This window comes from Cellulomonas sp. KH9, from assembly GCF_900114185.1.
Taxonomy (GTDB): Bacteria; Actinomycetota; Actinomycetes; order Actinomycetales; family Cellulomonadaceae; genus Cellulomonas.
Genome location: NZ_FOSE01000005.1, coordinates 237,270 through 263,044, shown reverse-complemented (window position 1 = coordinate 263,044; position 25,775 = coordinate 237,270). Strand labels below are relative to the sequence as shown.

Sequence of the window (25,775 nt, the reverse complement as noted above, 5' to 3'; positions counted from 1 at the left end):
ATTGCAGGCCGAGAGGTCACATCGCCACCCCGCGCCGACCGCACCCACGGACCGAGCGGCGACGTCAGTGGTCACGACCCCAGTCGTCGAGCACCGCGTCGATGTTCGTCCCAGTGCTTGGCCAGCCACTCGAGCTGCACGTCCCTGAGCCGCAGTGTCAGGGGGTCGCCGTGGAGGCGCGCGTACTGCGGGTACCTCTCGAGCTCGGGCGAGACGTCGACGCAGCGCGTGGACGGCTCGACCGCGAGAGCCCCGTCGTCGAAGAGTCGGTGGATGTCTCGCCGGAGCATGAGCCCACCGTGCTCGACGTGGCTGCCGAGCCGGGCGTAGCTGTACAGGTGGCCGGCCTCGAGCGCGCGGCTCGGTGCGCTGCCCGTGAACGCGCAGACGTTCCCCTGGGCGGCCAGGAGGTGATCCCGGAACTGTCGCTGACCGCGGCGGACGCGGACGAGAGAGCGGCCGAAACCTTGCGGGATCTCGACTCGCACACCGTGGTCCGACGCCCAGCTGAGTTCGACGCGAGCGGCCACCCGGTCGACCGCCGGCCCGGCGGACGTCGCGAGGAGGGCCGCGCGAAACGTCTGCCAGTTGAGCGGGCGGATGGAGTTGATGTCGCCGGCGTGGACGGCGTGCGAGCGGATCTCGCGTTCGTCGAGCGCGCCCTCCAGCCACGTCCACGCGGCGTCGTACCGCGCGCGGTACTGCTGGACGTCGACGAAGTCGGCACGAGGAGTGGGGAACTCGTGACGGCACTTCATGCAGCGGTACCGAGGGGTCACCGTCGTGCGCACGGAGATCCGGGTCGTCTCGCACCTGGGGCAGCGGTGGAGCTCCTTCATGCCCGGCCAGGCGTCGATCTGCTCGATGACCGAGACACCGAGCAGTCGTGTCTTGTCCCACAGAGCGACGGGATCCCCCACGCGAAGGCTCTTGTGGTTCGGGACCTTGCTGTCCCAGGAGTAGTAGGCGTCGATCTGGTCGTCATATCCCGCGTTGCCGCCGTGGCCTCGATCGTTCCCGGCTGCCATCAGCAACCAGGCGCGCTCGGGAACCACGTCGTCCATGGCTCACAGCTTGACACGGCACCGTCCGCTGCTCGTGCGCCGCCCGGGTGACATCCACGCGCTGCCTCCGGCGCGGAATCATCTGCCGTGGTGGGCTTCCCACACGTCCTGCGGGACGTCGAGAAGCAGGACCAGCGACTGCTCCAGCGCGTCGAGCCGACCCGCGTGGAAGGAGGCGTCCGCCAGGTCGCCGGCCTTGTCGACGTCGCCGAGCGCGAGCGTGTACTCGTCGATCAGCTCGTGGACCTTCGCGCCGAACGCATCGACGGAGAGCAGGGCGCCGAGCGACGGCATGTGCTCGATGAAAGGGAAGGGGATCGTCCTCGCCACGGCACCCTCGGTCCGGTCGTCGTCTGCCGCTGATCGACCCGCACGCTAGAGCACGGCTCCGACACGGCGGTCCGGACGGTGAACGTCGCGGCGAGGCCTTCGGGACACCCGATCCACGTCAACCGCCCCCGCGCACCCCCGGCAGCAGCTCCTCCGGCAGCTCGTCCACCGGCACGACCACCAGGTCCTCGACCTTCCAGTCGAGCCCGGTGACCGCGTCCCACGCCTTCTGCAGCTGCGCCTGCGTGGGCATGCCGTCGCGCCCCACGACGAACGCCTCGACGTGGAAGACGTGCCCCTGGTCGCGCACGCGGGACGCGGCGTCGCTCACCCAGTCCAGGGCGCGCAGCGTCTCGTCGATCGCACCGCCCAGGGGGTGCGGCCGGCTGCCGTCGACGGTGGTGGCCCGCGAGTCCATGAGGGCCGCGACGGCGCTGCGCAGGTTCTTCACGCCGTCGTGCAGGATGCTCGCGGAGATGAACAGCGCGGCCGCCGAGTCCGCCCACCACAGCCCGACCCCGATGCCGAGCACGCCGACGATCCCGCCGACCCCGGTCATCCAGTCGGCCTTGTTCATGTCGGCGTCGGCGTGCAGGACCCGGTCGTGCCGCGTGGGCGGAGGACCTGCTGTCCTTCATCCCGCCGATCGCGTTCCTCGTGGCCCTGCGGGTGACCGGCCGGGTCCCCAGCGAGCAGCACCCCTACGGCTACCACCGGTCCGTGGGCATCGGGCACCTGGTCGCCGCCACGGCGCTGCTGACGATGGGCGCGTTCCTGGTGTTCGACTCGGTGTCGGGGCTGCTCTCCGGTGAGCACCCGCCCGTCGGGACGGTCGTCGTGCTGGGCCACCCGATGTGGGCCGGGTGGCTCATGGTCGCCGTCCTGGCGTACACCTGCGTACCGGCGGTGCTGCTGGGCCGGGCCAAGATGCCGCTGGCGGAGCAGCTGCCTTCATGGCCTGCGAGCTGCCCATCACGAGGTACACGGACGTCACCGCGGTGACGAGGAACGCGATCGTCAGCCACGCGAGGCGCTTGGCCCGCCGCGCGGCCTCGCGGGCGTCCGGCGGCAGCTCGGTGTTGCCGAAGCGGAACGACTGCTCCACGGCCCCCTGGGTCACGGTGCGCTCACCTCCTGGTCGAGCAGGAACCGCTCGAGCTCGACGAGGAACGCGTTCTCGCCCATCGGCGTGAGCATGACGTGCCCCTCGGGCTTGCCGTCCGCGTCGGTGACGGTGGTGTACGCGACGGTCACGGCGGCCTTCGACGTCCACGGCGACGACGCGCTGAAGCCGCCGACGACGAGGTCGAGCTCACCGCGCTCGAGGTCGTCGACGAGCTCCTCCTCGCCGCCCGTGGACCACACGACGTCCGCGTCGAGCGTCTGCGCGAACCCCTCGACGAGGTCGATCTCGAGGCCCGCGGGGACACCGTCGGGGCCCACCACCGTCCACGGCTCGTGCGGGGACACCCCGACACGCAGCTCCCCGCCGCGGACGGCGGTGAGCGTGCCGTCGGGGTCCGTGGGGACGGTGACGCCGCACCCGGCGAGGGCCACGGCGGCAACCGCGGCGGCCGTCCACCGGGCCGGCCGGGTGGGGCGCGTGCCGGTCGTCATGGCCACATTGGACGCCACGTCACGCGGCCCTGCACGTCAGGACGAGCCCTGCCGCACCGACTCCACGTCGACCAGCCCCTGCACCACCGGCCCGATCATCACCAGGTACATGAGCGCGAAGAACAGGGCCCCGAGCAGCGTGAAGCCGATCGCGTTGCCGACGGCGCCGGGCCCGCGCAGGTGGCCCAGCACCTTGCGGACGAGGTGCGGGGGGTGCTTCACGTCCCAGGAGTTGAGGCGCACGTGGCGGCCCAGGTAGATCCCGAACGCGACGAGCACAAGGAGCACGCCCTCGATGACGCGCGCCGGTGTGCCGGCCAGGGGCGTCGCGGTGTCGTCCCCACCCAGCACCAGCAGCACGAGCACCATGAGGAACACGTTCAGCACGGTCGTCAGCACGCCGGACATCGCCAGCACGAGCACGAGCAGCACGTCGTACCACTCGGGGACGCGCTCGCCCTCGCGGCGGTGGTTGAGGTTGAGCTCGGTGATGAGGTAGCCGGAGTTGGGCAGCAGCAGCAGCCACACCAGGCCGAGCACCACGGCGACCGCCCACACCGCCGGCCGCGGCACGCCCACCACGACCAGCGGCAGCACCACGACGACCGCGAGCCCGAGCACCACCAGCGGCGCGACCGACAGCACGAGGTTGAGCAGCATCGGCCGGTACAGCCGCGTCCGGTAGACGGGCGCCCGCGCGACGACCAGCGCGGCGGCGAACACGTTCATGAGCAGGACGCCGATGATGAGGCTGGTCAGCACGCGTACTCCCTCGTCCGGAAGCGCCCATCATGGCGGCACCGACCCCCGCGCTCCAGGGACGGACGCGCGGGGACCCTCAGGGGCACGTGTCGGTGCTCGGCGCCCCCGCGAACCGGTCGCGCGTCCACGCGACGAGGTCCGGGACCAGCGGGGAGTCCGCCTCGACGAGGGCCACGTGGTCCAGCCCGTCGTAGGCGCGGTGGTCGACGGCGTACCCGGCGGCGCACCGCGCGGCCACGTACTCGTCCTGCGACGACGCGACGACGACCGAGTCGGCCGTGCCCTGCGCGACCAGCAGCGGTGCGGCGATCGGCCCGGACGGCACGTTCTGCGTCAGCCGGTCGCCGAACGCCCCCGTGAACGGGTCGGCGTGCGCCCACACGGGCTGGTCGAGCAGCAGCGCCGTCAGCGCGGACACGACGACGCCGCGGTCGGCGAGGCACCGGTGCGCCATCTCCCGCACGACCGTGCGCGCCCCCGGCCGCACGACGTCGGCGAACCGCACGTCCGGGTACGTCGCGGCGTAGCCCTCGGCCAGGTAGGCGGCGAACAGCGCACCCACCGACACGTCCGGCAGGTGCGCGAGCAGGGCGGACGGGTTCGAGGCGGGGGCCAGGGCCGCGACCCCCAGGACGTCCACGTCCGGGGCGTAGTCCGGCGCCACGATCCCCGTCCACAGCGCCGCGCCGCCGCCCTGGGAGTGGCCCCACACGACGTTCCGGTCGCTGAGGGCCACGTCGTCGAGCTGCTGCGCCGCGCGGACCGCGTCGAGCACGTCGTGCGCCGCGGGCTCCCCGACGAGGTAGGCGTGGGGCCCGGCCGTGCCGAGGCCCGCGTAGTCGGTCGCGACGAGCGCCCAACCCTGCGCGAGCACGTCGTCCTGGACGAACAGCGCGCCGGCGGCGAGGCCGTCGGGCAGCAGGGACGGTGCGCAGCCGGGCGTGACGCCCGTCGTGCCGTGCGCCCACGCGACGACGTCGGCGGGCTCGCGGGCGTCACCGGTCGCCGTGTCCGGCGCGACGACCAGGCCCGACGCGACCGTCGGCGTGCCGTCGCCGCGCGTCGTCGTGTAGAGGATGCGCCACGCGGAGGCGCCGTGAGGGATCTCGGCGCTGGTGAACGGCTCGCTGCGCAGGAGCCGCCCGGGGGCGTCCGGGGCGTCGGCGGGTGCGGCGTAGAAGTCGTCGGGGCGGGCCGTGCCACCGTCGAGGGCGACGCCGGCCGCGGCGAGGGCGAGCGTCGCGACGAGCGCGGCGACGTTCACGACGAGCCGCCCGCGTCCCGGCCGGGCGCGGTGGTCGCGCCGCGACGGGCCGCGCTGCCACGTGCCGCGCAGCGCGGCCGCCACCCCGCGGATGCCGGTCACCAGCACGCGGACACCGACGAGCACGGCCACGACCAGCACGGTCACGTCGGGCCACGCGAGCGCCAGCACGCCCAGCACCACCGAGGTCGCGCCCGACAGCGCGGCGTTCGCCCGGCCGGTGCCGCGGGCCTGCCGGGCGGCCAGCGCGTCGAGCACGCCGTCGACGACGAGCGCCACGCCCACCACGCGGGCCAGCACCGCGATCGTCGGACCCGGCCAGGCGACCACGACGGCCGCGGCCAGCAGGTACACGACGCCGGCGAGCCACCACCGGCGTGCCGCCGCGTCCGCGTCCGCGGCCGGGTGGTCCGCCACCAGGTGGACGACCCCCAGCGCGGCGAGCCCCGCGACGACCGCGACGACGAGCACCGCGAGGGACACGAACGGCCGCAGCGCCAGGACGGCGCCCACGGGCACCGCCAGCGCCGAGACGACGAGCAGCGCCCACCGCGCGCCCGGGTGCGCACGTCGCGCGGGCTGGACCATGACGTGAACGTAGCGACTCGCGGACGCTCGGGCCGCAGCGGGTCGTGACGCGTCGCGCGGGGTGGTCGCCGGGGAACGTCGTGCGCGGGCGGATGAGAAGATGCTCACCTTTTCGGGTGATCCGGTCCTCGTCCGGTCGTGGAGGGCGGCATGCTGCCCCCTGGGCGATTCGTCCGGATCGCCGTCGCCGTCGACGGGAGTGCCGTGCTCGCACAGCCGTGGCCGCCCCCGGCCCCGGGCCCGCGGCAGCCGCGCGACGCGCACGGGTCCGTGTGGGCCAACGACGTGGGACGTGCGCTCGTGCGGCGCGCGGGACCGCCGTTCCCCACCGTGGACGCGGTGGCACCCGCGGGGTGGCCCACCACCGACCCCGAACCCGGACGCCGCCCTGGTCAGGGGCTGCGCGGTGAGCGCGACCCGTGGGCGTCCGACGGTCCGGCGCCCGACGCGCCGACGCGCGCCCGTCCGCTGCCCGCCCGGTGGCAACCGCAGGAGGAGTGGATCCCCGACCCCGCGCCCGCCCCCGAGCAGCGCTGGACGCCGGAGCAGGACTGGCTCGGTCTCTTCGCCGCGCAGGCCGACCCGCGGCCCGCCGACGAGCACGCCCTCCCGCCGCCGGCCGGGGCTCGCCGGTGGCGCGTCGCGGTGGCGGTGGTGCTGCCGCTGGCGCTGGTCGCGGCGCTCGTCGCCGCCCTGGCCTGACGCCGCCCGGACCGGTCGCGCCCGCGTCGCTACCGTGGGCACGTGAGCGACGCGACCCCCGGCCCCACCGCGGCCCCCGACACCGAGCTGCGGACCGACGGCGAGCGGCGCACGGTGCAGGCGCTGGACGCCGCCGGCATCCCCTACGTCCGCACGCGGCACGGGCGCGTGGGCTCCCTCGTGGAGGCCGCCGCAGCCCGCGGCATCGAGCCCGCCGACCTGGTCAAGACGATCGTCGTGCGGCGCGGCGAGGACGACTACCTGCTGGTGCTGCTGCCCGGCGACCGCCAGATCTCCTGGCCGCGGCTGCGTGCCCTGCTCGGCGTCTCGCGGCTGTCCATGCCGGACGCCGCCGTGGCCAAGGACGTCACGGGCTTCGAGCGCGGCACCATCACCCCGTTCGGCACCACCCGCACGTGGCCCGTGGTCGTGGACCGGCGTGCGGCGGGGCGGCGCGTGTCGATCGGCGGCGGCGGCCACGGCGTCGGGATCGAGCTCGCGACCGACGACCTGGTGCGCGCGCTGGGTGCCACGGTCGCGGACGTCAGCGACGGCGGCTGACGTCGGCGGCTGACGTCTCCCCGCCCAGGTCAAGGTTCGGTCAAGTCCGGACCGGGGTGGGTCGGGCCCAGGGAACACCGGCCGGTCCGGTCGCGTTGGGGGACAGCGAGGCGTGCTCCCGCTGCGCCGTGTGGGCGGCGGTGGGTACCGTTCTCCCGCCCGTCGCACCCCGGTCCGACGACGTACCGACCCGAGGCACGAGGAGCACGAACGCCCATGACCGAGCTGACCAGCGCGGCACTCGAGAGCACCCCCGACCCGACGGACCACGAGATCCGCGTCGAGCACCGTGGCGGACGTGCCGTCGTGTGCCTGGTCGGGGAGATCGACGCGTCGCTGCGCGAGTCGGCCTCCGCCTCGATGGGCATCGCGCTGATGAGCGGGCTGCCGCTGCTGGTCGACGCCAGCGAGGCGACGTTCGTCGACTCGTCGGGGGTGGCGTTCGTCCTGCAGCTGCACCTGGCCGCGTCCGAGGCCGGGGTCGACCTGACCCTGCACGACCCGCACCGCGTGCTGCGCGAGCTGCTCGACATGGTCGGTCTCGGAGAGGCGATCCCGGACGACGTGTGAGGTGCGGCCGCACGACGTGTGAGGTGCGGCCGCACGACGTGTGAGGTGCGGCCGCGGGTCGACCGCGGCGATGTCGGACCGCTCGGTTACGTTCCGGGCATGCGGTTGCTGCACACGTCGGACTGGCACCTGGGGCGATCCCTGCACGGGGTCGACCTGCTCGACCACCAGGCCGCGTACCTGGACCACCTGGTCGACGTGGTGCGTGCGGAGCGGGTCGACGCGGTCGTGGTCGCGGGTGACGTGTACGACCGGGCCATCCCGCCCGTGGAGGCGGTGACCCTGCTGTCGGACACCCTCGCGCGGCTCGCGGAGCACACCACCGTCGTCGTGACGTCGGGCAACCACGACTCCGCGACCCGGCTCGGCTTCGGGTCCCGGCTGATGCGCGAGCGGGTGCGGCTGCGCACCCGCGTCGCGTCGCTGGCCGAGCCGGTCGAGGTGGGCGACGTGCTCGTCTACGGGCTGCCGTACCTCGACCCGGACGTGTGCCGGGCCGAGCTCGCACCGGTCGACGCGGCGGGCACCCGCACGCTGCTCCCGCGCTCGCACGAGGCGGTGACGTCCGCCGCGATGGCGCGCGTGCGGGCCGACGCGGCGTCCCGGCGCAGCGCGGGGCGGCCCCGCGTCGTGGTGGCCGCGCACGCGTTCGTCGTGGGCGGCCGGGCCAGCGAGTCGGAACGGGACATCCGCGTCGGCGGCGTCGACCACGTGCCCGCCGACGTGTTCGCCGGCGCCGACTACGTCGCGCTGGGCCACCTGCACGGCCCCCAGGTCGTCAACGGCCCGGACGGCGCCGTGCTGCGGTACTCCGGCTCGCCCCTCGCGTACTCGTTCTCCGAGCAGCACCACACGAAGTCCTCCGTGCTGGTGGACCTGTCCGGTGCGGTGCCCGTCACGACGCTCGTGCCCGCGCCGGTGCCCCGCCGCCTGAGCGACGTGACAGGCCCGCTCGACGACCTGCTCGGCGCCGCCGGTGAACCGCACGTCGGGGACTGGGTGCGGGTGACGGTGACCGACGACGCGCGCCCCGCCGACCTGTTCCGCCGTGTCCGCGAGCGGTTCCCGCACGCGCTCGTGGTGCAGCACCGGCCGGCGCGGCCCGACGAGGAGCGTGCGCGGCCCGTGCTGGTGACGGCCGCCGCCGACCCGGTCGAGGTCGCCGCGGACTTCGTCGCGCACGTCACCGGCGCCCGGCCCACGGCCGCGGAGCGTGCGGTGCTGCGCGCCGCCCACGAGCACGTCGCCGCCGCGGAGCGGAGCGCCTGATGCGGCTGCGCTCGCTGACCGTCCAGGCCATCGGCCCGTTCGCCGACCGGCACACCGTGGACCTCGACGCCCTCGGCGCGTCCGGGCTGTTCCTGCTCGAGGGCCCCACGGGCGCGGGCAAGTCGACGCTCATCGACGCGATCGTCTTCGCGCTGTACGGCAAGGTCGCCGGCGCCGACGCCTCGGACGAGCGGCTGCGCTCCGCGTACGCGGCCGACGACGTCGAGAGCGTCGTCGACCTGGTCTTCGAGGTGCCCGCGGGCATCTACCGGGTGCGCCGCACCCCCGCCCACCAGCGCGCCAAGCGCCGTGGCACGGGCACCACGACAGCGCAGGCGAGCGTCAAGGCGTGGCGGCTGCCGGCCGACGCCGACGTGTCCGGCGGGCCCGACGCCCTCGACGGCGTCGGCGTGCTGCTCGGTACGCGCCTGGACGAGGTCGGGGCGGAGCTGCAGCGCGTGGTGGGGCTGGACCGCACGCAGTTCGTCCAGACCGTGGTGCTGCCGCAGGGGGAGTTCGCGCGGTTCCTGCGCGCGACCGGCGAGGAGCGCCGGGTGCTGCTGCAGAAGATCTTCGGCACGCAGGTGTACGAGCAGATGCAGCAGCGGCTCGCGGCCCTGCGCGCCGAGGCCGCCCGCAGCGTCGAGACCGCGCGCGGGCGCCTCGGGGAGTCGGTCGCGCACCTGCTCGGCGCGTGCGCCGGGGGACCGCAGGAGCAGGACGCGGCCCGCGCCGCGCTCGACGAGGCGGTGCTCGCCACCCCCGTCGCACCCGCGGTCGGCCAGGTGCTCGCCACGCTCACGGCAGGGCTGGACGCCGTCGCCGACGCGCTGACCCGCGAGGCGGACACCGCGCGCGGGGCGTGCGAGACGGCGCAGACGGCGCACGAGCAGGCCCGCGCGACCGCCGCGCTGGTGGCCCGGCGCGACGCGCTGCGCGTCGAGCACACCCTGCTCGACGCCGCCGCCGCCCGGCACGCCGACGACGTGCACCGCCTGGGGCTCGCGCGGTCCGCCGCGGCGGTGCGCCCGCTGCTCACGGGCTGGGACGAGGCCCGCACCACGCACGCGACGGCCACCAAGGCGCTGGTGGCGGCCGCGGACGTCGCGCCCGCCGACCTGCTGCCCGCCGACCTGCTGCCCGCCGGCCTGCTGCCGACCGACCTGCCGGACGGCGACCCGGCGGACCACGACCCGGTGACGCTCGGACCGGGCGCCCCCGGCCTGCGTGGTGCGCTCGGCGAGGACGCCCTCGGCGCGTGGCGGCCCCACCTGCGGGCCGAGCACGACGCCGCGGCCGCCGCGGCCGCGGCGCTGCGTCGCACCGTCGACGTCGAGGCGGGCCTGACCGAGCGGCGCCGCGCGGTCCGTGACCTCGCGGCCGTGCTCGACGACCTGCGGGCCGAGGTCGACGCGGCCACGGCGTGGCTCGCGGACCGTCCGGCGGTGCGCGCCGAGCTCGAGCAGGAGCGTGACGCGGCACGCGCGCAGGCCGGGCGGGCGGACGCGGCCGAGGCGGCGCGCACCGCCGCCCGTGCCCTCGTCGCCGACGTGCAGGCGCTCGCCGACGCCCGGGCGGACCTGGCCACGGCCGAGGCCGCGCTCGCCGCCGCCGCCGAGGCCGCCCGTGCCGCGGTCGGTGCCGAGGCCGCCCTGCGGGCCGCCCGGGTCGCCGGGCTCGCCGGTGAGCTGGCAGCGGGCCTGGTGGCCGGGGACGCGTGCCCCGTCTGCGGCGCCTGCGAGCACCCCGCCCCGGCGACCGTCGGCGCCGACCACGTCACGGCCGAGCAGGTGCAGGCGGCCGAGCAGGCCCGAGCCGACGCCGAGTCCCGGCTCGCGGCGGCCGGCGCACGGCGCGCAGGGCTCACCGAGCGGGTCGACGGCCTCGCCGCGCGCACCGGTGAGCACGACACCGCATCTGCCGGGGCGGCGCTGCGGACCGCGGACGCCGAGGTCGCCGAGGTCGCCGCCGCGGCCTCGCGGGTCGCCGAGCTCGACGCCCGGCTCACCGCCCACGACACGGCCACCCGACGCCGCGAGGCCCTGCGGGACGAGGTGCTCGCCCAGGTGCGGACCGCCGAGGTCACGCTCGAGACGGAGCGTGACGCGCTCGCCCGCGCCGAGGCCGAGGTCGTCGAGGCGCGAGCGGGCCATCCGACCGTCGCCGCCCGCCACGCGGCGCTCGAGGCGCGCGCGCGGCAGGCGGTCGACCTGCTGGACGCGTTGGACGTCGAGCGCGCGGCCGCCGCCGACGCGGGCCGCCGCCGCCGGGAGCTGGACGCCGCCCTGACCGAGCACGGCTTCGCCACGGACGCCGCCGCCCGCGACGCGTGGTGCCGCCCGTCCGAGCTCGCGGAGCTCGAGCGGCGCGTCGTCACGCACACCGCCGACCTGGCGCGCGTGACCGCGGCGCTCGCGGAGCCCGACGTCGCCGCGCTGCCCGACGACGTGACCGTCGACGTGGCCGGTGCCCGCGCCGCCGAGGCCGCCGCCCGCCGGGTGGCGACGGACGCCGACGGTCGGGCGCGCGTGGCGGCGTCCCGCGCCGAGGCGGCCGGTGACGCCGCCGACCGCGTCCGCCGCGCCGCGGAGGCCCTGGACGCCGCCGTGGCGGCCGCCGCGCCGGTCACCCGGATGGCGAACCTCGCGTCCGGCACCGGCTCCGACAACGCGCACGCGCTGTCGCTGGCCACCTACGTGCTGGGCCGGCGGTTCGAGGACGTGGTCGCCGCGGCCAACGAGCGGCTCGCCGTCATGTCCGACGGGCGGTACGAGCTGGTGCGCTCCGACGAGAAGGAGGACGTGCGGGCGCGGGCCGTGGGTCTGGCGATGCGCGTCGTCGACCACCGCACGGAACGTGCGCGCGACCCGCGCACCCTGTCGGGGGGCGAGACGTTCTACGTGTCCCTGTGCCTCGCGCTCGGCATGGCCGACGTCGTCACGGCCGAGGCCGGGGGCGTCGAGCTCGGCACCCTGTTCGTCGACGAGGGCTTCGGTGCCCTCGACCCGCACGTGCTCGACCAGGTGCTCGCCGAGCTCGGGCGGCTGCGGCAGGGAGGTCGCGTCGTCGGGATCGTGTCCCACGTCGAGGCGCTCAAGCAGGCCGTGGCCGACCGGATCGAGGTGCGCCCGACCCCGGGCGGGCCCAGCACCCTCACCGTCCTGGCGGGCTGACGCGCCGCGACGGTCCCGTCACCACGTCCAGCCGCGGGCGGCCAGCTCGACCTCCTCGCGGAACCGCTCCTGCGGGTCCCCGAGCGCGGCAGGCCGCACCTCCACGCCCGCCAGCCGGCACGCCTCGGCCAGCAGCTGGTCGTACGCGAGCTGCGAGGCGATGATCCGCTCCGCCCGGGCGAAGGCGCGCTCGTCGACCTCGAGGCCGCGCACGTGGTCCGCCACGGCGCCCAGCCGCTCCTGGACCCGCAGCGTGAGGAACGGGTCGTACGGCTCGGGGCGTCGCCGGCGCAGCCGTGCGGCCAGCGCCTCCAGCCGCTCGGCCAGCGCGACGCGCCAGCGCGGGGGGTCGTCCGGCGAGGGGATCAGGGACCAGACCAGGCACAGCAGCACCGTCGGAGCCACCGAGATGAGGATGAGGAGAGCCCAGGTCATCGCGCCTCCGTCGGACGTGCCACCAGCCTAGGCACCACCTGTGACGTGCGCCACACGGGTGCGGGCCACCCGCGACGCGCCCCCGGCTCCGCACGCGCGACGTCGCCCGCGCCCCTACGGTGTGCCGGGGATCGGCGTCGACGGACGGGGAGCGCATGGGAGCCAGGGCCGCGGTCGCGGGGTTCGTCGCGATCGGACTCGTCGTCGGCGGCGCCTACCTGGCCGACGGCCTGGCGCGCGACGAGGCGGAGGGCCAGGTCGCGGACGTGATCACGCGCGAGCTGCAGGTGGAGGGGACGCCGGAGGTCCGGATCGGCGGCTTCCCCTTCCTCACCCAGCTGCTGGCGGGCTCGCTCGACGACGTGACCGCCGCGGCCGGTGCCGTGACGCTCAACGGCCTGCGCGTCACCGACGTGACCGTCGACGCGGCGGACGTCTCCCTGGCGGCCCCGTACCGCGTGGGCGACCTGCGGATCGACGCGACCGTCCCCACCGCGTCGATCGAGCAGGTCGTGCGGGACACGGCGGACCTCGACGTCACGGTCGACGGGGGCACGCTGCGCGCGTCCGGCGAGGTCCTCGGCCTGACCCTGACGGCGGGGCTCGTGCCGCGCGTCGAGGACGGCCGGCTGCTGGTCGACGTGCAGGACGTGACGCTCGGGGCGGGCACGCTGCGGCTCGACCAGCTGCCCGGCAACCTCGCGGAACGGCTCGTCGGGATCGAGGTGCCGCTCGACGGGCTGCCCCCGGGCATCGTGCTGCAGGACGCGCAGGTCGTGCCCGACGGGGTGCGGGTGACCGCCACCGGCGTCGACGTGGTGCTGGAGGAGGCGCGGTGAGCGGCCTGGCCGACCTGTGGACGCAGGTCACGACGCCCCAGCCGGCGCCCGACCGGCTCACCGTCGCCGTGGTGGCGCTCGTCGTGCTCGTCGCGCTCGCCGTGCCGGGCGTGTGGCACCTGCTGCGTCACGGCCTGACGATCGTGCACGAGGCGGCCCACGCCGGGGTCGCGGTACTGGTCGGGCGGCGCCTGTCGGGCATCCGGGTGCACTCCGACACGTCCGGCCTCACCGTCTCCCGGGGGCGCCCCCGCGGCCCCGGGATGGTGGCCACGGTCGCCGCGGGCTACCCGGGGCCCGCCGTGCTGGGCCTGGCGGCCGCGTGGCTGCTGTCCCGGGGGTACGCGCTGGCGGTGCTGTGGCTGCTGCTGGTCGTGGTGGTGCTCGTGCTGCTGCAGATCCGCAACTGGTACGGGCTGTGGGCGGTGCTCGTCAGCGGGGCCGTCCTCGTCGTCGTGACCGTCTGGGCGCCGGCGCAGGTGCAGACCGTGGTCGCCGCCGGGCTCACGTGGTTTCTCCTGCTCGGTGCACCGCGCGCGGTGCTCGAGATGCAGTCGCAGCGGCGGCGGGTGCGGCGGCGCGGTGGTCGCGACCAGTCCGACGCAGGGCTGCTCGCGGGTCTCACGCACCTGCCCGCGGCTTTCTGGGTCGGGGTGCTCGTGGTGTTCTGTGTCGCACTTCTCGTGATCGGCGGTGCGTGGCTCCTCGCAGCCTGGCCAACGCTCTGACCTGCGCGTCCGTTGTGCGGCGGTGTGCCCGCATCTGACCGGGATGCGTCTGCCGAATGCGCGGGCAAAGGGCAGGACAACCGCTCGGATCTGGGATAGTGAAGCGGTGAGCACAACAGCAGACGTCGCTTCCCGGCCGGGACGTAACGAGTCGTTGTCGCTGCGACGGGCGCTCGCACTGCTCGAGGTGTGCGCCCAGGAGACGGACCCGGCCGGCCTGACCGCAGCCGAGATCGGCCGACGCCTCGGCGTCCACAAGTCCACCGTGCTGCGGCTCGCGGCACCGCTGCTGGAGTCCGAGCTGCTGCGCCGCGACCCCACCAGCGGACGGTTCCGTCTGGGTCCCGGCGCGTTGCGCCTGGGGCACGCGTACCTCTCGAGCCTCGACGTGGAGACCGTCGCCGCCGGCGCGCTCGACGACCTGGCCCGTGCGAGCGGCTGCCTGGCGGTCCTGACGGTGCCGGACGGCGTCCACGTCCGCCTCGTCGCGCACCGCTCCGGCCCCGGCAGCGCCGGACGGTTCCCCGGTCGCATCCCGTCCACCGTGCCGATGCACTGCTCCGCGACCGGCAAGGCGATCCTGTCCGTCGCCGGTGCCGCGACCGTCGAGCGTGTGGTGACGGCCGGCCTGCCGTCCGCCACGGGCCGCACCATCACCGACCCGGGTGAGCTGCGGGCCGAGCTGGTGCGCACCCGCCGTCGCGGCTTCGCCGTCGACGACCGCGAGCTCGACGCGGACCTGCGTGCCGTCGCGGCGCCCGTCCTCGACCACACGGGGGGTGTCGTCGGGGCGCTGGCGCTGGTCGCGCCCGCCGCGCGGATGCCCGCCGCCGCCGTCCAGGAGCACGCGCGCGCCGTCGTGCTGGCCGCGCGCGCCGTGACCCGGCGGCTGGGCGGTGCCGTCATCGGACCGCGCGAGGCGTCCCCCGCACCCGCGGAGGACCACCAAGTCCGCCGCGGCGCCTGACGTCACGCCGGGCGTGCGTCACTCCACGACGACGCACCGGTCGATCGCCCGGGTCAGCGCGGTGTGCTCCGCCTGCGTCACCCACAGGCCGTACGCGGCCTTCACCACGGTCTGCCGCAGCGCGTACGCGCACCGGTAGCCGCTGCTGGGCGGCAACCACGTCGCCGCGTCCCCCGCGCCCTTGCGCTGGTTGGCGGACCCGTCGACGGCGAGCAGGTTGGCGGGGTCGTTGGCGAACGCGGCGCGCTTGTCGTCCGACCAGCCCTGGGCGCCCTTCTGCCAGGCGTCGGCCAGCGCGACCACGTGGTCGATCTGCACCTCGGACGACCGCTCACCGCGCTCGAACGCGATGGTCGTGCCGGTGTAGGGGTCCAGCAGGGTGCCGCGCAGGACGACGCAGTCCTGCGTCCCCGGCTTCAGCTCCACGTCGACGAGGTCGCGCCGCAGGATGTCGTTGCGGGTGTCGCAGCCGTTGCGGTCGACGTCCTCCCAGCGCTGCCCGAACGCCTCGCGGCTGTACCCGGTGCGGGGCGCACGCCCCTTGACGGGGAGCTGCTCGAGCGCGGTCCGCCCGGCGGCCAGGTCCGCGGCGGTGACGGGGTGCTGCGCGGCCGCGCGGGCGTCGAGGACGACCGGCGCGCCCAGGCCGCCGGCCAGCCCGACGAGCAGGACGAGCAGCCACGGCCAGGTACGACGGGCGGACGGGCGGCCGGACGGGCGGCCGGACGAGCGGGCGGGGACGGTGGTCCGGGGACGACGGGGCACGGGGGGAGCATGCCGCACGGCGGTGACAGCGCGCCCCGCGCGACCCCGGACCGCCGGCCGCGCGCCGGCGCGGTCGGCTGTGGTCGGCCGGGTGCGTCAGCCCGCGGGCCCCCGACCCCCGGGCGTCCCGGCCGGGTCCGGCACGTGGGCGGGCAGCGCCTCGTGCCCCGGGCGGCCGTGGGTGCGCCCGCGCTCCTTGAGCTGCGCCTCGTACACGTGCCGACGTCCCGCGGTCAGCTCGTCGCGCACGTGGCGCTCGGCGTCGGCGAAGGCGCGGTGGTACCCCTCGTCGAACTCCTCGACCACCTGGAAGGTCCACCGGCCGGGCAGCACGTTGCGGCCCACGACGTCCGCGCGGACCCGGTCGGCCAGCTCGCCGTGCCCGGCCGCCTCCAGGTCGTCGAGCGCCTGCTGCAGCTCGGCGTCCGCGCGGCCGATCAGGCGGTGGAAGGCGTACAGCATGCCGCGGGCGTGCTCGACGACCTCGAAGGCGGCCGTCACCGCACCGACGGCCGCCACGGTGGCGTCGTCGGTGCCGGGTGGCGGCAGGTGGTGGTCGTCCGGGCCGTCGTCCGCGACGGGTCGCGTCGTGTCGTCCATGCGCCCACCCTGCCGAGGAGCCCGGCGGGCCGCATGCCGGGGCGTGCGTCCGGGCACACCCGGACGCACCGGACCCGTGCCCGGGACGAACGTCCGGTGGCCGCCGTGCCGGTGGGGCGTCATGCTCTCGGGTGACGTCCAGGCACCCGAAGGAGGGACGATGACGACACCGAGCCCCGCACCGGGCGGCGCCCGCGAGTACCGCGGCGTCCTGCGGCGCAGGTCCGTGGAGGCCTCGATGGCGCAGCTCGACGACCCGGACCGTCGGCTGCACCGCACCCTGACCGCGTGGGACCTCGCCGTCCTCGGCGTCTCGGTGGCCGTGGGTGCCGGCATCTTCTCGGTGGGTGCGACCGCGGCGGCGAACTACGCCGGCCCGTCGGTCATCCTGTCGTTCGTCATCGCCTCGGTCGTCTGCGGTCTGGCGATCATGTGCTACGCCGAGTTCGCCTCGACGATGCCGGTCGCCGGGTCCGCGTACACGTACTCGTACACGACGATGGGCGAGCTCGTCGCCTGGATCATCGGCTGGGACCTGATCCTCGAGATGCTCCTGGCGTCCGCCGTCATCGCCAAGTTCTGGGGCGTGTACCTGTCCGACGCGTTCGGCCTGTTCGGCATCGACGTCCCGCCCACGATCGAGGTCCTGGGTGCGGACGTCGCCTGGGGGCCGATGCTCATCGTCGCCCTCTTCACGGTCCTGCTCGCCATCGGCACCCGGCTGAGCACCCGCGTGAACAGCGTGTTCACCATCATCAAGGTCGGCATCACGCTCTTCGTGATCGTCGCCGGGTTCTTCTACGTCAAGGCGGAGAACTGGACGCCGTTCGTCCCGCCCACGCAGCCGGCCGAGGCGGGCACCAGCGCCCTGCACCAGCCGCTCACCGGGTTCCTGCTCGGCTTCGAGCCCAGCATGTACGGCGTCATGGGCATCCTCTCGGGTGCCGCGCTCGTCTTCTTCGCGTTCATCGGGTTCGACGTCGTCGCCACCACCGCGGAGGAGACGAAGAACCCGCAGCGCGCGGTCCCGCGGGGCATCCTCGGCGGCCTGGCGCTGGTCACCGTGCTCTACATCCTCGTGACCGTCGTCGTCACCGGCATGGTCAGCTACACGGAGCTGGCCGAGTCCGGCTCGCCGTCCCTGACCACGGCGTTCGTCCTCGTCGGGGCGGACTGGGCGGGCCGCGTCATCTCGGTCGGCATCCTCGTGGGCCTCACCAGCGTGCTCATGGTCCTGCTGCTCGGGCTGACCCGGATCGTGTTCGCGATGAGCCGCGACGGGCTGCTGCCGCGCGGCATGTCGCGCACCTCCGCGCGCTTCGGCACCCCGACGTGGCTGCAGGTCGGGGCCGGTGTGGTCGTGGCGCTGATCGCCGGGCTGTCGGAGGTCGAGCTGCTGGAGGAGATGATCAACATCGGGACGCTGTCGGCGTTCGTGCTCGTCAGCTTCGGCATCCCGCTGCTGCGCCGGTCGCGGCCGGACCTGGAGCGCGGGTTCAAGGTGCCGTTCTCTCCGGTGCTGCCGATCGTCTCGGGCGTCGCGTGCATCTGGCTGATGCTGAACCTCACGACGCTGACGTGGCTCCGGTTCCTCGTGTGGGTGCTCGTGGGGCTGGTCATCTACTTCGGGTTCTCGTACCGGCACTCGCTGCTGGGCAGGGGGACGCCGGCGCCGGTGACGGAGGACGAGTCGCTGCTGTAGCGGCCGGACGGCGGTGACGTGGCGCCCGGGCGAGGTTCACCCGGACGTCCGTCCACCGAGGTCTCCGGACCCACCCGGGTGACGTGCGCCCTGGGGCATACTGGCGCGCACAACCCACCGAAGGGACCCCTCTCCGTGACCGTCTTCCTCGTCATCGGGGGCATCGGCCTCGTCGTGCTGCTCGCGTCGCTGGTCTTCGGCGACATCTTCGAGTCGTTCGACATCGGCGAGGGCGGGTTCTCCGGCATCGCCGCCGGCGTGGGAGCCGTCGTGTTCGGTGCCAGCGGGGTCATCGCGCTGGCGTCGGACCTGGCGCTCCTCTGGGCGTACGTGATCGGCGTGGGCTTCGCCCTCGTCGCGTTCGCGGCCGCCCAGGGCCTGGTCAAGCGGCTCTCGGACACCGAGGACGCGCCCCCGCCGCCGCTGGACGGCGCGTTCGGCACGACGACGTCGACCACCGGCCCGTCGGGCGGCGAGGTCCGGCTCGAGGGCGTCCGTGACCTGGAGGCGCGGCTGGCCTGGGCGGACGAGGAGATCGCGGCGGGCACCCGCGTCGTCGTGGTCGCCGTCTCCGGGTCCCGCGTGCACGTGCGTCCCGTGTGACGCCACCCACCTGAGCCGCACCGCGGCCCGACCCACCTGAGCCGCACCGCGGCCCCGGGCACCATCCGCGCAGCACCCACAGGAAGGAGCCCGGCCCGGCCGGGACACCATGTTCGAGCTCGTGCAGGGAAGCGCCACAGTCGTCGCGGTCGGCGCGCTGATCATCGCGTTCGTGGCGGTCATCGCGCTCATCACCAAGCGGATCCGCCGGGTGCCGCCCAACGAGGCGCTCATCATCGTCGGGCGCGGCGCAGGGCGCGGGGCGTCGGGCGACGCCGGGCAGCGGGTGGTCGTCGGCGGCCGCGTGTTCGTCTGGCCGGTCCTGCAGCAGGGCTTCCCGATCTCGCTCGAGCAGCGTCAGATCGGCATCACCGTCGAGGGCGTCGACAAGAACCGCATCAAGCTCGCCATCAAGGCGTCCATCAACTTCAAGGTCCGCGGGGACGAGGAGGGCGTGCGGCGCGCCGCCCAGCGCTTCCTGTCCCAGCAGGCGACGCTCACCGACGTCATCAAGGAGTCCCTCGAGGGCTCGCTGCGCTCGATCATCGGCGACATGACGATCGAGCAGATCATCAGCGACCGGAAGTCGCTGCAGGACGCGGTCGTCAACTCGACCAAGACCGACCTGGCGGAGCAGGGCCTGCAGGTCGACCTGCTCAACATCTCCGACATCTCGACACCGGGCTCGGACTACCTGGCCAACCTCGGGCGTGCCGAGGCCGCCCGCGCCCGCCAGGTCGCCGAGGTCAAGGAGGCGGAGGCGCAGCAGGTCTCCGAGTTCGCCAAGATCCAGGCGATGGAGTCCATCGCCGAGCGCCAGCGCGACCTCGCGCTGAAGCAGGCCGGCATCAAGGCCGAGACGGACCGTGCCAACGCGGAGGCGAACGCCGCGGGCCAGCTGGCGCGTGCCGAGCAGGACAAGCTCGTGGCCCTGCAGGAGCGCGAGGCCCTCGCGGAGAAGGCGAAGGTCACCGAGGAGCAGCTCGACATCGACGTCCGCAAGCCGGCCGAGGCGTCCGCGTACGCCGCGGTCCAGCAGGCCAACGCCGAGCGCGACGCCGCCAACGCCGCCGCCGAGGCCGACGCGTACCGCCGGATGAAGGTCGCCGAGGCCAACAAGATCGCGACGGTCCAGGACGCCGAGGCCGCGGCCGAGGCCACCATCCGCGCCGGTAACGCCGAGCGCGACCGGCAGCTCGCCGAGGCCAAGGCCCTCGAGGCGCTGGGTCTGGCCCGTGCGGCCGCCGCCCGCGCGGAGGGTCTGGCGCAGGCCGAGGCCACGCACGCGCAGGCCGAGGCGCTGCGCGAGCAGGGCGAGGCGGTCCTGGCCCAGCAGGTCATCGCGCTGCTGCCCGAGATCGTCCGTGCCGCCGCCGAGCCGATCGGCTCGATCGACCAGCTCACCGTCGTGTCCACCGACGGCGCGTCGGCCATGACGCGGACGGTCGGGCAGGTGCTGGGCGAGGGCCAGGAGGTCATCAAGTCCCTCACGGGCCTGGACCTCAACACGCTCGTCGCCGGCATCGCCGGCCGCGCCGTGGGCACCAACGGCGCACCCGTGGGCAGCAACCACAGCTGACCCGGCCCGGGCTGGATCGCCCTCCTCGCGAGGAGGGGGCGATCCAGCCAACGACCCGCGGGACATCCCCGGGTGACGGGGCCGCGCGCGGAATCCCCGGCGGGCAGGCCGGTGTTGTGCCGGGTATGCCTCTCACCGGTGAGTACGCCCCCAGCACGTCGGACCGCGCCCGCGAGCAGGTGGAGCTGTACGAGAGCTCCGGCGGGACGCGCGGGACGACGCTCGACGGGCAGCCCGTCATCGTCCTGTGGACCCTCGGCGCGACGAGCGGGAAGATCCGCAAGACGCCGCTGATGCGCGTCGAGCACGACGGCGAGTACGCCGTCGTGGCGTCGCGGGGCGGTGCGCCGACGCACCCCGTCTGGTACCACAACATCGTCGCCCACCCGCAGGTCGAGCTGCAGGACGGGCCCGTGCGCAGGGACTACGTCGCCCGCGAGGTGACGGGTGCGGAGCGGGACGCCTGGTGGGCGCGGGCCGTCGAGGTGTGGCCGGACTACGAGGCGTACACCCGGCGCACGGACCGGCAGATCCCCGTGCTCGTGCTGACGCCCGTGGACCGGCCCGACCAGGGCTGACCCCGGCCGGAGCGCCCCCTCACGGGGTGGGCGTGCGGAGCCGGCGGCGGGTGAGGCGGGTGGTGACCACGCCGCGCTGCGGGCCGAACAGGTGCACGAGCGCGAAGACGACCCCCTGCGTGAGCACGATCGTCGCGCCCGACGCCGTGTCGGCGTAGTAGCTGACGTAGAGGCCCACGACGCCGCAGGCCGCGGACAGCGACGGCGCGACCAGCAGCATGCGGGAGAACCGGTCCGTCAGGAGGTACGCCGTGGCGCCGGGCACGATGAGCATGGCGACGACGAGCACCACCCCGACGGCCTGCAGGGCGACGACCGCGGTGAGCGCCAGCAGCCCCAGCAGCAGCGCGCCCAGGCGCCGCGGGCTGATGCCGATGGCGTGCGCGTGCATCGGGTCGAACGCGTACAGCGTGAGGTCCCTGCGCTTGACCAGCAGCACGGTGAGGACCACGGCCCCGAGCGCGCCGATCTGCACCAGGTCGGTGCCGGACACCCCGAGCAGGTTGCCGAACACGATGTGGTTGAGGTCCGTCTGGCTGGGCGTCACCGACACCAGCACCAGGCCGAGCGCGAACAGCGACGTGAACACGATCCCGATCGCGGCGTCCTCCTTGACGCGGCTGGTGTCCCGGACGAACCCGATGAGCACGACCGCCAGCACACCGAACACGACGGCCCCGAGCGCGAACGGCGCCCCCACCACGTACGCGAGGACCACGCCGGGCAGCACGGCGTGCGACACCGCGTCACCCATGAGGGACCACCCGATGAGCACCAGCCAGCACGACAGCACGGCGCACACGACCGACGCGACGACGATCGTGACCAGGGCGCGCACCATGAAGTCGTAGGTGAGGGGCTCGAGCAGCAGGTCCAGCGGGCTCATCAGGGCACCTCACGGATGTCGGAGCCGAACGCGAGGGCCAGGTTCTCGGGCCGCAGGACGTCCTGCGGCGTGCCGTGCACCAGGACGCGGCCGTGCAGCAGCGCGGCCTCGTCGGCCAGGGCGGGCAGCGCGTGCAGGTCGTGCGTGGAGACGAGCACGGCGGCCCCGGCGGCGGCCAGCTCGCGCAGCAGCCGGGTGATCGTGGCCTCGGAGCGCTTGTCGACCCCCGCGAAGGGCTCGTCCAGCAGCAGCACGGTCGCGCCCTGCGCGAGCCCGCGCGCGACGAACGCCCGCTTGCGCTGCCCGCCGGACAGGCGCCCGATCTGCCGGTCGGCGAGGTCGGTCAGCTCGACCCGGGCCAGGGCCTCGTCGACGGCCTCGTGGTCCGTGTGCCGGGGGCGGCGCGTCACGCCGAGGCGCCCGTAGCGGCCGGTCATGACGACGTCCCGCACCGACAGGGGGAACGTCCAGTCCACGTCCTCGCTCTGCGGCACGTAGCCCACGGCGCCGCGTCGGCGGGCTGCCGCGGGGTCCGTGCCGTCCACCAGCACCGTGCCGGCGTCCGGTCGGACGACGCCCATGACGCACTTGAAGAGCGTGGACTTGCCGGAGCCGTTGACGCCGACGAGCCCGCACACGCGGCCGTGGTCGAGGGTCAGGCTCGCACCGTCGAGGGCCCGCACGGTGCCGTACCGGACGTGCAGGTCGCGGACCTCGAGGGCGTGCGTCACGAGGCGCGCCCGGTGAGGCCGTCGACGATGACGCGCACGTCGTGGCGCAGCAGGTCGAGGTACGTCGGGACGGGGCCGTCGGGCTCGGACAGCGAGTCGACGTAGAGGGTGCCGCCCAGGACCGCGCCGGTGGCCTCGGCGACACGGCGCATGGGGGCGTCGGAGACGGTCGACTCGCAGAAGACGGCCGGCACCTCGTCCGCGCGGACCGCGTCGACGACGGCGGCGACCTGCCGCGGGGTGGCCTGCTGCTCGGCGTTGACGGGCCAGATGTAGTGCTCGGTGAGCCCGGCGTCCCGCGCCAGGTAGGAGAAGGCGCCCTCGCAGGTCACCAGCGCGCGGTGCTGCTCGGGCAGGGCGCCCAGCGCGGTGACCAGCTCGTCGTGGACCCGCTGCAGCTCGGCGGTGTAGGCGTCGGCGTTGGCGCGGTAGTCGTCGGCGTGCGCGGGGTCGAGGTCGACGAAGGCGTCGGCGATGTTCCGCACGTACACCTGGGCCTGCAGCGGGCTCATCCACGCGTGCGGGTTGGGCCGGCCGGCGTAGGCGTCGCCCGTGACGTCGATGACGTCCACCCCGTCGGAGACCACCACGTGCGGGGCGTCGAGGCCGTCGACGAACTGCTCGAACCACCGCTCCAGCCCCAGGCCGTTGTCGAGGACGAGGTCCGCGCGCCGGGCACGGGCGATGTCGCCCGGCGTGGGGTCGTAGCCGTGGACCTCGGCGCCCACGCGGGTGATCGACTCGACCTGCAGGTGCTCGCCGGCGACGTTCGCGGCGATGTCGGCCAGCACGGTGAAGGTGGTGAGGACGACGGGTCGTCCGTCGTCCGCGGGGCGTGCCGTGCAGGCCGCGAGCAGCGCGATGACCGTGAGCACGGCCGCCGCACGCCACGACCGGCGGTACCGGGGGGAGGGGCGTCGCATGCTGCCGAACCTAGTTTCGGATCACCGAACTTTCAAGATCCCCCCGACGTAACGTGATGCGCTGACCAAGGATGGACGTCATGACGCTGCCCACCCTGCCCACCCACCCGGTCGCCGACCCCGCCGCCGTGGTCCAGGGGGACACCTACCGGATCACCGTCCTGACCGACGGTCTGCTGCGCCTGGAGCACTCCCCGGACGGGGTCTTCGAGGACCGCCCCTCCACGTTCGCGCTGCACCGCCGCCAGCCCGTCCCCGAGTTCCGCGTCGTCGACCGGGGCACCCACCTCGAGGTCGTCACGCGACGCCTGCGCCTGACGTACGACAGGGGCCCGTTCACCACCAGCGGCCTGTCGGTCGCCGTGCTCGGTGCCGTCACCACGTGGCACTCGGTGTGGCGCTACGGCCAGGACGACGACGGTCGCAACCTCGGCGGCACGGCCCGCACGCTCGACGAGGCCGACGGCGCCGTCCCCCTGGAGCCCGGCGTCGCCGGCCGCTACGGGTACGCGGTGATCGACGACTCGCGGTCCCTGCTGCTCACCGAGGACGGCTGGGTCGCGCCCCGCGACGACGGCCGCACCGACCTGTACGTCTTCGCGTACGGGCACGACCACGCCGAGGCGGTGCGCGCGCTGTACGCGGTGTCCGGCCCGCAGCCGGTGCTGCCGCGCTGGGCGCTCGGCAACTGGTGGAGCAGGTACCACCGCTACACCGCCGACGAGTACGTGGCGCTGCTCGACCGGTTCCGCGCCGCGGGCGTCCCGTTCTCGGTCGCGGTGCTCGACATGGACTGGCACGTCACCGACGTCGACCCGGCGATCGGCAGCGGCTGGACCGGCTACACGTGGGACCGCGAGCTGTTCGGCGACCCGGCGGCCTTCCTCGCCGAGGTCCACGCCCGCGGTCTGCGCGTCACCCTCAACGTGCACCCGGCGGACGGCGTCGGCCCGCACGAGGAGGCGTACGGCGCGATGTGCGCCGCCCTCGGCCTGGACCCCTCGAGCGGCGACCCCGTCGCGTTCGACGTCACCGACGAGGCGTTCCTCACCGCGTACCTCGAGGTGCTGCACCGCGACCTGGAGGACGACGGCGTCGACTTCTGGTGGATCGACTGGCAGCAGGGGGCGCACTCGCGCATCGCCGGCATCGACCCGTTGTGGATGCTCAACCACTTCCACTTCCTCGACAACGCGCGCGACGGCCGACGGCCGCTGACGTTCTCGCGGTACGCCGGGCCCGGCTCGCACCGGTACCCCGTGGGGTTCTCCGGCGACGCGGTGGTGTCGTGGGCGTCGCTCGCGGCCCAGCCGCACTTCACGGCCACCGCCGCGAACATCGGGTACGGGTGGTGGAGCCACGACATCGGTGGGCACATGTTCGGCGCGAAGGACGACGAGCTCGCGACCCGCTGGGTGCAGCTCGGCACCTTCTCCCCGGTGCTGCGCCTGCACTCGTCGAACAACCCGTTCCTCACCAAGGAGCCGTGGTCGTTCGGCCCGGAGCACGCCGCGGTGCAGACGGACTTCCTGCGGCTGCGCCACCGGCTGGTGCCGTACCTGCACACCATGAACCACCGCGCCGCGCGGGAGGGCGTGCCCCTGGTGACGCCGATGTACCACCGCTGGCCGCGGCACCGCGAGGCGTACGACGTGCCCGGGCAGTTCCTCTTCGGGTCGCAGCTGCTGGTGGCGCCCGTGACGTCGCCGCGGGACCGCGAGTCCGCCACCGCGGCCGTGCGCGCCTGGCTCCCGGACGGTACGTGGGTCGACGTCCTGACCGGCCTGGTCTACGACGGCGGGCGCGAGCTCGTCCTGCACCGCGACCTGTCGTCCGTGCCCGTGCTGGCGCCCGCCGGCGCGATCGTCCCGCTCGACGCGGCGGACGTGCCGGCCGACGACCCGGTCGAGCCCACGGCGCTGGAGGTGCTGGTCGTCGTCGGTGCGGACGGAGCCTTCACGCTCGTCGAGGACGACGGCACGGGCGACGGCCTGGACGAGTCGCGCGTCGCGCGCACGCCGCTGACGTGGGACCAGGCGCGCGGTGCGCTGACGGTCGGGCCGGTGGCGGGGGCCGCCGGTGCCGTGCCCGCGACACGCACGTGGACCGCGACGTTCGTGTCCGTCGGCGACGACGTCACGCCGGTGGCGACCGTGGAGGGCGCACCGGCCGAGCCCGTCGTCGCCCGTGCCGCCGACCGCCGGCTGCGGGTCACGGTCGCCGACGTGCCCGTCGTCGCCACGCTGCGGATCGGGATCGGCGAGGCGCCCGCGCTGCGGAGCGACGACGTCGCGGGGCGGGTGCACCGGCTGCTGGACGTCGCGCAGGTGGGCTACGAGCTCAAGAGCCGCGTCCTCGACGTGCTGACGTCCGACCGCCCCCTGCACGTGCGGCTGTCGCACCTGGCCGCGCTCGACGTCCCCCCGGCGCTGCGCGGGGCGGTGGAGGAGGTCGTGCTCGCGCGCGTGCCCTGAGGGCGCGAACGGGTGACGACGGGGTCGGGGGCCCGATCGAGACGGACAAGTCCGGCATCATGAGG

26 protein-coding genes are annotated in these 25,775 nt (G+C 74.9%); 14 read left to right on the top strand and 12 right to left on the bottom strand.

Annotated elements, in window-relative coordinates; translation table 11 throughout:
- Window positions 1-71: 71 nt before the first annotated feature.
- The 3 genes from BMZ16_RS16985 to BMZ16_RS16975 all read right to left on the bottom strand — a co-directional run bounded on the left by BMZ16_RS16985 (window position 72) and on the right by BMZ16_RS16975 (window position 1,971).
- Complete coding sequence (locus BMZ16_RS16985) at window positions 72-1,064, bottom strand: HNH endonuclease signature motif containing protein (RefSeq protein ID WP_089802666.1); 993 nt, start codon at window positions 1,062-1,064, stop codon at window positions 72-74.
- 78 nt (window positions 1,065-1,142) lie between these two features.
- Window positions 1,143-1,394: a hypothetical protein gene (locus BMZ16_RS16980; protein WP_089802664.1), complete on the bottom strand. Its 252-nt coding sequence runs from the start codon at window positions 1,392-1,394 to the stop codon at window positions 1,143-1,145.
- A 118-nt stretch (window positions 1,395-1,512) separates the two neighbouring features.
- Window positions 1,513-1,971: a cation diffusion facilitator family transporter gene (locus BMZ16_RS16975; RefSeq protein ID WP_177199759.1), complete on the bottom strand. Its 459-nt coding sequence runs from the start codon at window positions 1,969-1,971 to the stop codon at window positions 1,513-1,515.
- 80 nt (window positions 1,972-2,051) lie between these two features.
- Here BMZ16_RS16975 and BMZ16_RS16970 point away from each other — a divergent pair, with 80 nt between their 5' ends.
- Window positions 2,052-2,396: a cation efflux transmembrane domain-containing protein gene (locus BMZ16_RS16970; protein WP_369822652.1), complete on the top strand. Its 345-nt coding sequence runs from the start codon at window positions 2,052-2,054 to the stop codon at window positions 2,394-2,396.
- 114 nt (window positions 2,397-2,510) lie between these two features.
- Here the strand turns inward: BMZ16_RS16970 and BMZ16_RS16960 are convergent, their stop codons facing one another.
- The 3 genes from BMZ16_RS16960 to BMZ16_RS16950 form a co-directional block, all read right to left on the bottom strand.
- Window positions 2,511-3,011 (bottom strand): transporter substrate-binding domain-containing protein, encoded by a 501-nt coding sequence (locus tag BMZ16_RS16960; RefSeq protein ID WP_089802661.1) that lies wholly within the window; start codon window positions 3,009-3,011, stop codon window positions 2,511-2,513.
- A gap of 36 nt (window positions 3,012-3,047) precedes the next feature.
- A complete protein-coding gene (locus BMZ16_RS16955) occupies window positions 3,048-3,773 on the bottom strand; it encodes a DUF1361 domain-containing protein (RefSeq protein ID WP_089802659.1) in 726 nt (241 codons plus the stop codon).
- 76 nt (window positions 3,774-3,849) lie between these two features.
- On the bottom strand, window positions 3,850-5,625 hold the full coding sequence (locus BMZ16_RS16950) for a lipase family protein (protein WP_089802657.1): 1,776 nt from the start codon (window positions 5,623-5,625) through the stop codon (window positions 3,850-3,852).
- Window positions 5,626-5,775: 150 nt separating this feature from the next.
- On the opposite strand from BMZ16_RS16950, the gene BMZ16_RS16945 reads away from it, so the two are divergent.
- From BMZ16_RS16945 to BMZ16_RS16925, 5 genes are all read left to right on the top strand, one after another.
- Entirely contained in the window at window positions 5,776-6,327 is a 552-nt protein-coding gene (locus BMZ16_RS16945) for a hypothetical protein (protein WP_143082876.1), read from the top strand.
- Between the two features lie 42 nt (window positions 6,328-6,369).
- Window positions 6,370-6,888 carry an aminoacyl-tRNA deacylase gene (locus BMZ16_RS16940; protein WP_089802653.1) on the top strand — a complete coding sequence of 173 codons (519 nt, stop codon included), beginning with the start codon at window positions 6,370-6,372 and terminating at the stop codon, window positions 6,886-6,888.
- Window positions 6,889-7,104: 216 nt separating this feature from the next.
- Window positions 7,105-7,458, top strand: a complete 354-nt coding sequence (locus BMZ16_RS16935) for an STAS domain-containing protein (protein ID WP_089802651.1) — start codon at window positions 7,105-7,107, stop codon at window positions 7,456-7,458.
- A gap of 99 nt (window positions 7,459-7,557) precedes the next feature.
- Window positions 7,558-8,727, top strand: a complete 1,170-nt coding sequence (locus tag BMZ16_RS16930; RefSeq protein WP_089802649.1) for an exonuclease SbcCD subunit D — start codon at window positions 7,558-7,560, stop codon at window positions 8,725-8,727.
- The gene (locus BMZ16_RS16925; RefSeq protein ID WP_089802647.1) at window positions 8,727-11,900 is read left to right on the top strand and encodes an AAA family ATPase; all 3,174 of its coding nucleotides are present in this window, start codon (window positions 8,727-8,729) and stop codon (window positions 11,898-11,900) included. The genes BMZ16_RS16930 and BMZ16_RS16925 overlap by 1 nt, the downstream gene beginning before the upstream one ends.
- Window positions 11,901-11,918: 18 nt before the next feature.
- Here BMZ16_RS16925 and BMZ16_RS16920 read toward each other — a convergent pair whose 3' ends face one another.
- Window positions 11,919-12,335 carry a hypothetical protein gene (locus BMZ16_RS16920; RefSeq protein ID WP_089802645.1) on the bottom strand — a complete coding sequence of 139 codons (417 nt, stop codon included), beginning with the start codon at window positions 12,333-12,335 and terminating at the stop codon, window positions 11,919-11,921.
- A 155-nt stretch (window positions 12,336-12,490) separates the two neighbouring features.
- Between BMZ16_RS16920 and BMZ16_RS16915 the strand changes: the two genes are divergently transcribed.
- The 3 genes from BMZ16_RS16915 to BMZ16_RS16905 all read left to right on the top strand — a co-directional run bounded on the left by BMZ16_RS16915 (window position 12,491) and on the right by BMZ16_RS16905 (window position 14,869).
- On the top strand, window positions 12,491-13,174 hold the full coding sequence (locus BMZ16_RS16915) for an LmeA family phospholipid-binding protein (RefSeq protein ID WP_089802643.1): 684 nt from the start codon (window positions 12,491-12,493) through the stop codon (window positions 13,172-13,174).
- Window positions 13,171-13,902 carry a M50 family metallopeptidase gene (locus BMZ16_RS16910; protein ID WP_089802641.1) on the top strand — a complete coding sequence of 244 codons (732 nt, stop codon included), beginning with the start codon at window positions 13,171-13,173 and terminating at the stop codon, window positions 13,900-13,902. Before BMZ16_RS16915 ends, BMZ16_RS16910 begins: the two co-directional genes overlap by 4 nt.
- A 106-nt stretch (window positions 13,903-14,008) precedes the next feature.
- A complete protein-coding gene (locus BMZ16_RS16905; RefSeq protein ID WP_177199758.1) occupies window positions 14,009-14,869 on the top strand; it encodes an IclR family transcriptional regulator in 861 nt (286 codons plus the stop codon).
- An 18-nt stretch (window positions 14,870-14,887) separates the two neighbouring features.
- Here the strand turns inward: BMZ16_RS16905 and BMZ16_RS16900 are convergent, their stop codons facing one another.
- Together BMZ16_RS16900 and BMZ16_RS16895 are read right to left on the bottom strand one after the other, a co-directional pair.
- Window positions 14,888-15,634: an HNH endonuclease family protein gene (locus tag BMZ16_RS16900; protein WP_177199757.1), complete on the bottom strand. Its 747-nt coding sequence runs from the start codon at window positions 15,632-15,634 to the stop codon at window positions 14,888-14,890.
- Between the two features lie 96 nt (window positions 15,635-15,730).
- Window positions 15,731-16,234 carry a hypothetical protein gene (locus tag BMZ16_RS16895; protein WP_089802634.1) on the bottom strand — a complete coding sequence of 168 codons (504 nt, stop codon included), beginning with the start codon at window positions 16,232-16,234 and terminating at the stop codon, window positions 15,731-15,733.
- A 160-nt stretch (window positions 16,235-16,394) separates the two neighbouring features.
- On the opposite strand from BMZ16_RS16895, the gene BMZ16_RS16890 reads away from it, so the two are divergent.
- The 4 genes from BMZ16_RS16890 to BMZ16_RS16875 all read left to right on the top strand — a co-directional run bounded on the left by BMZ16_RS16890 (window position 16,395) and on the right by BMZ16_RS16875 (window position 20,696).
- Window positions 16,395-17,936: an amino acid permease gene (locus BMZ16_RS16890; protein WP_089802632.1), complete on the top strand. Its 1,542-nt coding sequence runs from the start codon at window positions 16,395-16,397 to the stop codon at window positions 17,934-17,936.
- Window positions 17,937-18,071: 135 nt separating this feature from the next.
- A complete protein-coding gene (locus BMZ16_RS16885) occupies window positions 18,072-18,539 on the top strand; it encodes an NfeD family protein (RefSeq protein WP_089802630.1) in 468 nt (155 codons plus the stop codon).
- A 109-nt stretch (window positions 18,540-18,648) separates the two neighbouring features.
- The gene (locus BMZ16_RS16880) at window positions 18,649-20,118 is read left to right on the top strand and encodes an SPFH domain-containing protein (protein ID WP_089802628.1); all 1,470 of its coding nucleotides are present in this window, start codon (window positions 18,649-18,651) and stop codon (window positions 20,116-20,118) included.
- Between the two features lie 125 nt (window positions 20,119-20,243).
- Window positions 20,244-20,696, top strand: coding sequence for a nitroreductase family deazaflavin-dependent oxidoreductase (locus BMZ16_RS16875; protein ID WP_089802626.1), 453 nt, complete (start codon window positions 20,244-20,246; stop codon window positions 20,694-20,696).
- 19 nt (window positions 20,697-20,715) lie between these two features.
- On the opposite strand, the gene BMZ16_RS16870 is transcribed toward BMZ16_RS16875, so the two are convergent.
- The 3 genes from BMZ16_RS16870 to BMZ16_RS16860 are packed head-to-tail and all read right to left on the bottom strand — an operon-like array spanning window position 20,716 to window position 23,236.
- Entirely contained in the window at window positions 20,716-21,582 is an 867-nt protein-coding gene (locus BMZ16_RS16870) for a metal ABC transporter permease (protein ID WP_089802624.1), read from the bottom strand.
- Window positions 21,582-22,313, bottom strand: a complete 732-nt coding sequence (locus tag BMZ16_RS16865; protein ID WP_089802622.1) for a metal ABC transporter ATP-binding protein — start codon at window positions 22,311-22,313, stop codon at window positions 21,582-21,584. Before BMZ16_RS16865 ends, BMZ16_RS16870 begins: the two co-directional genes overlap by 1 nt.
- Window positions 22,310-23,236, bottom strand: coding sequence for a metal ABC transporter substrate-binding protein (locus BMZ16_RS16860; protein WP_089802620.1), 927 nt, complete (start codon window positions 23,234-23,236; stop codon window positions 22,310-22,312). Before BMZ16_RS16860 ends, BMZ16_RS16865 begins: the two co-directional genes overlap by 4 nt.
- An 80-nt stretch (window positions 23,237-23,316) precedes the next feature.
- On the opposite strand from BMZ16_RS16860, the gene BMZ16_RS16855 reads away from it, so the two are divergent.
- Window positions 23,317-25,710 (top strand): glycoside hydrolase family 31 protein, encoded by a 2,394-nt coding sequence (locus BMZ16_RS16855; protein ID WP_089802962.1) that lies wholly within the window; start codon window positions 23,317-23,319, stop codon window positions 25,708-25,710.
- Window positions 25,711-25,775: the final 65 nt, after the last annotated feature.

Excerpts from the sequence above, each read along its gene's own strand:
- BMZ16_RS16950 (WP_089802657.1), bottom strand. The coding sequence starts at position 5,625 with ATGGTCCAGCCCGCGCGACGTGCGCACCCGGGCGCGCGGTGGGCGCTG.
- BMZ16_RS16935 (WP_089802651.1), top strand. The coding sequence starts at position 7,105 with ATGACCGAGCTGACCAGCGCGGCACTCGAGAGCACCCCCGACCCGACG.
- BMZ16_RS16860 (WP_089802620.1), bottom strand. The coding sequence starts at position 23,236 with ATGCGACGCCCCTCCCCCCGGTACCGCCGGTCGTGGCGTGCGGCGGCC.
- BMZ16_RS16880 (WP_089802628.1), top strand. The coding sequence starts at position 18,649 with ATGTTCGAGCTCGTGCAGGGAAGCGCCACAGTCGTCGCGGTCGGCGCG.
- BMZ16_RS16895 (WP_089802634.1), bottom strand. The coding sequence starts at position 16,234 with ATGGACGACACGACGCGACCCGTCGCGGACGACGGCCCGGACGACCAC.
- BMZ16_RS16960 (WP_089802661.1), bottom strand. The coding sequence starts at position 3,011 with ATGACGACCGGCACGCGCCCCACCCGGCCGGCCCGGTGGACGGCCGCC.
- BMZ16_RS16855 (WP_089802962.1), top strand. The coding sequence starts at position 23,317 with ATGACGCTGCCCACCCTGCCCACCCACCCGGTCGCCGACCCCGCCGCC.
- BMZ16_RS16915 (WP_089802643.1), top strand. The coding sequence starts at position 12,491 with ATGGGAGCCAGGGCCGCGGTCGCGGGGTTCGTCGCGATCGGACTCGTC.
- BMZ16_RS16975 (WP_177199759.1), bottom strand. The coding sequence starts at position 1,971 with ATGAACAAGGCCGACTGGATGACCGGGGTCGGCGGGATCGTCGGCGTG.
- BMZ16_RS16945 (WP_143082876.1), top strand. The coding sequence starts at position 5,776 with ATGCTGCCCCCTGGGCGATTCGTCCGGATCGCCGTCGCCGTCGACGGG.
- BMZ16_RS16875 (WP_089802626.1), top strand. The coding sequence starts at position 20,244 with ATGCCTCTCACCGGTGAGTACGCCCCCAGCACGTCGGACCGCGCCCGC.
- BMZ16_RS16890 (WP_089802632.1), top strand. The coding sequence starts at position 16,395 with ATGACGACACCGAGCCCCGCACCGGGCGGCGCCCGCGAGTACCGCGGC.
- BMZ16_RS16920 (WP_089802645.1), bottom strand. The coding sequence starts at position 12,335 with ATGACCTGGGCTCTCCTCATCCTCATCTCGGTGGCTCCGACGGTGCTG.
- BMZ16_RS16870 (WP_089802624.1), bottom strand. The coding sequence starts at position 21,582 with ATGAGCCCGCTGGACCTGCTGCTCGAGCCCCTCACCTACGACTTCATG.
- BMZ16_RS16925 (WP_089802647.1), top strand. The coding sequence starts at position 8,727 with ATGCGGCTGCGCTCGCTGACCGTCCAGGCCATCGGCCCGTTCGCCGAC.
- BMZ16_RS16985 (WP_089802666.1), bottom strand. The coding sequence starts at position 1,064 with ATGGACGACGTGGTTCCCGAGCGCGCCTGGTTGCTGATGGCAGCCGGG.
- BMZ16_RS16930 (WP_089802649.1), top strand. The coding sequence starts at position 7,558 with ATGCGGTTGCTGCACACGTCGGACTGGCACCTGGGGCGATCCCTGCAC.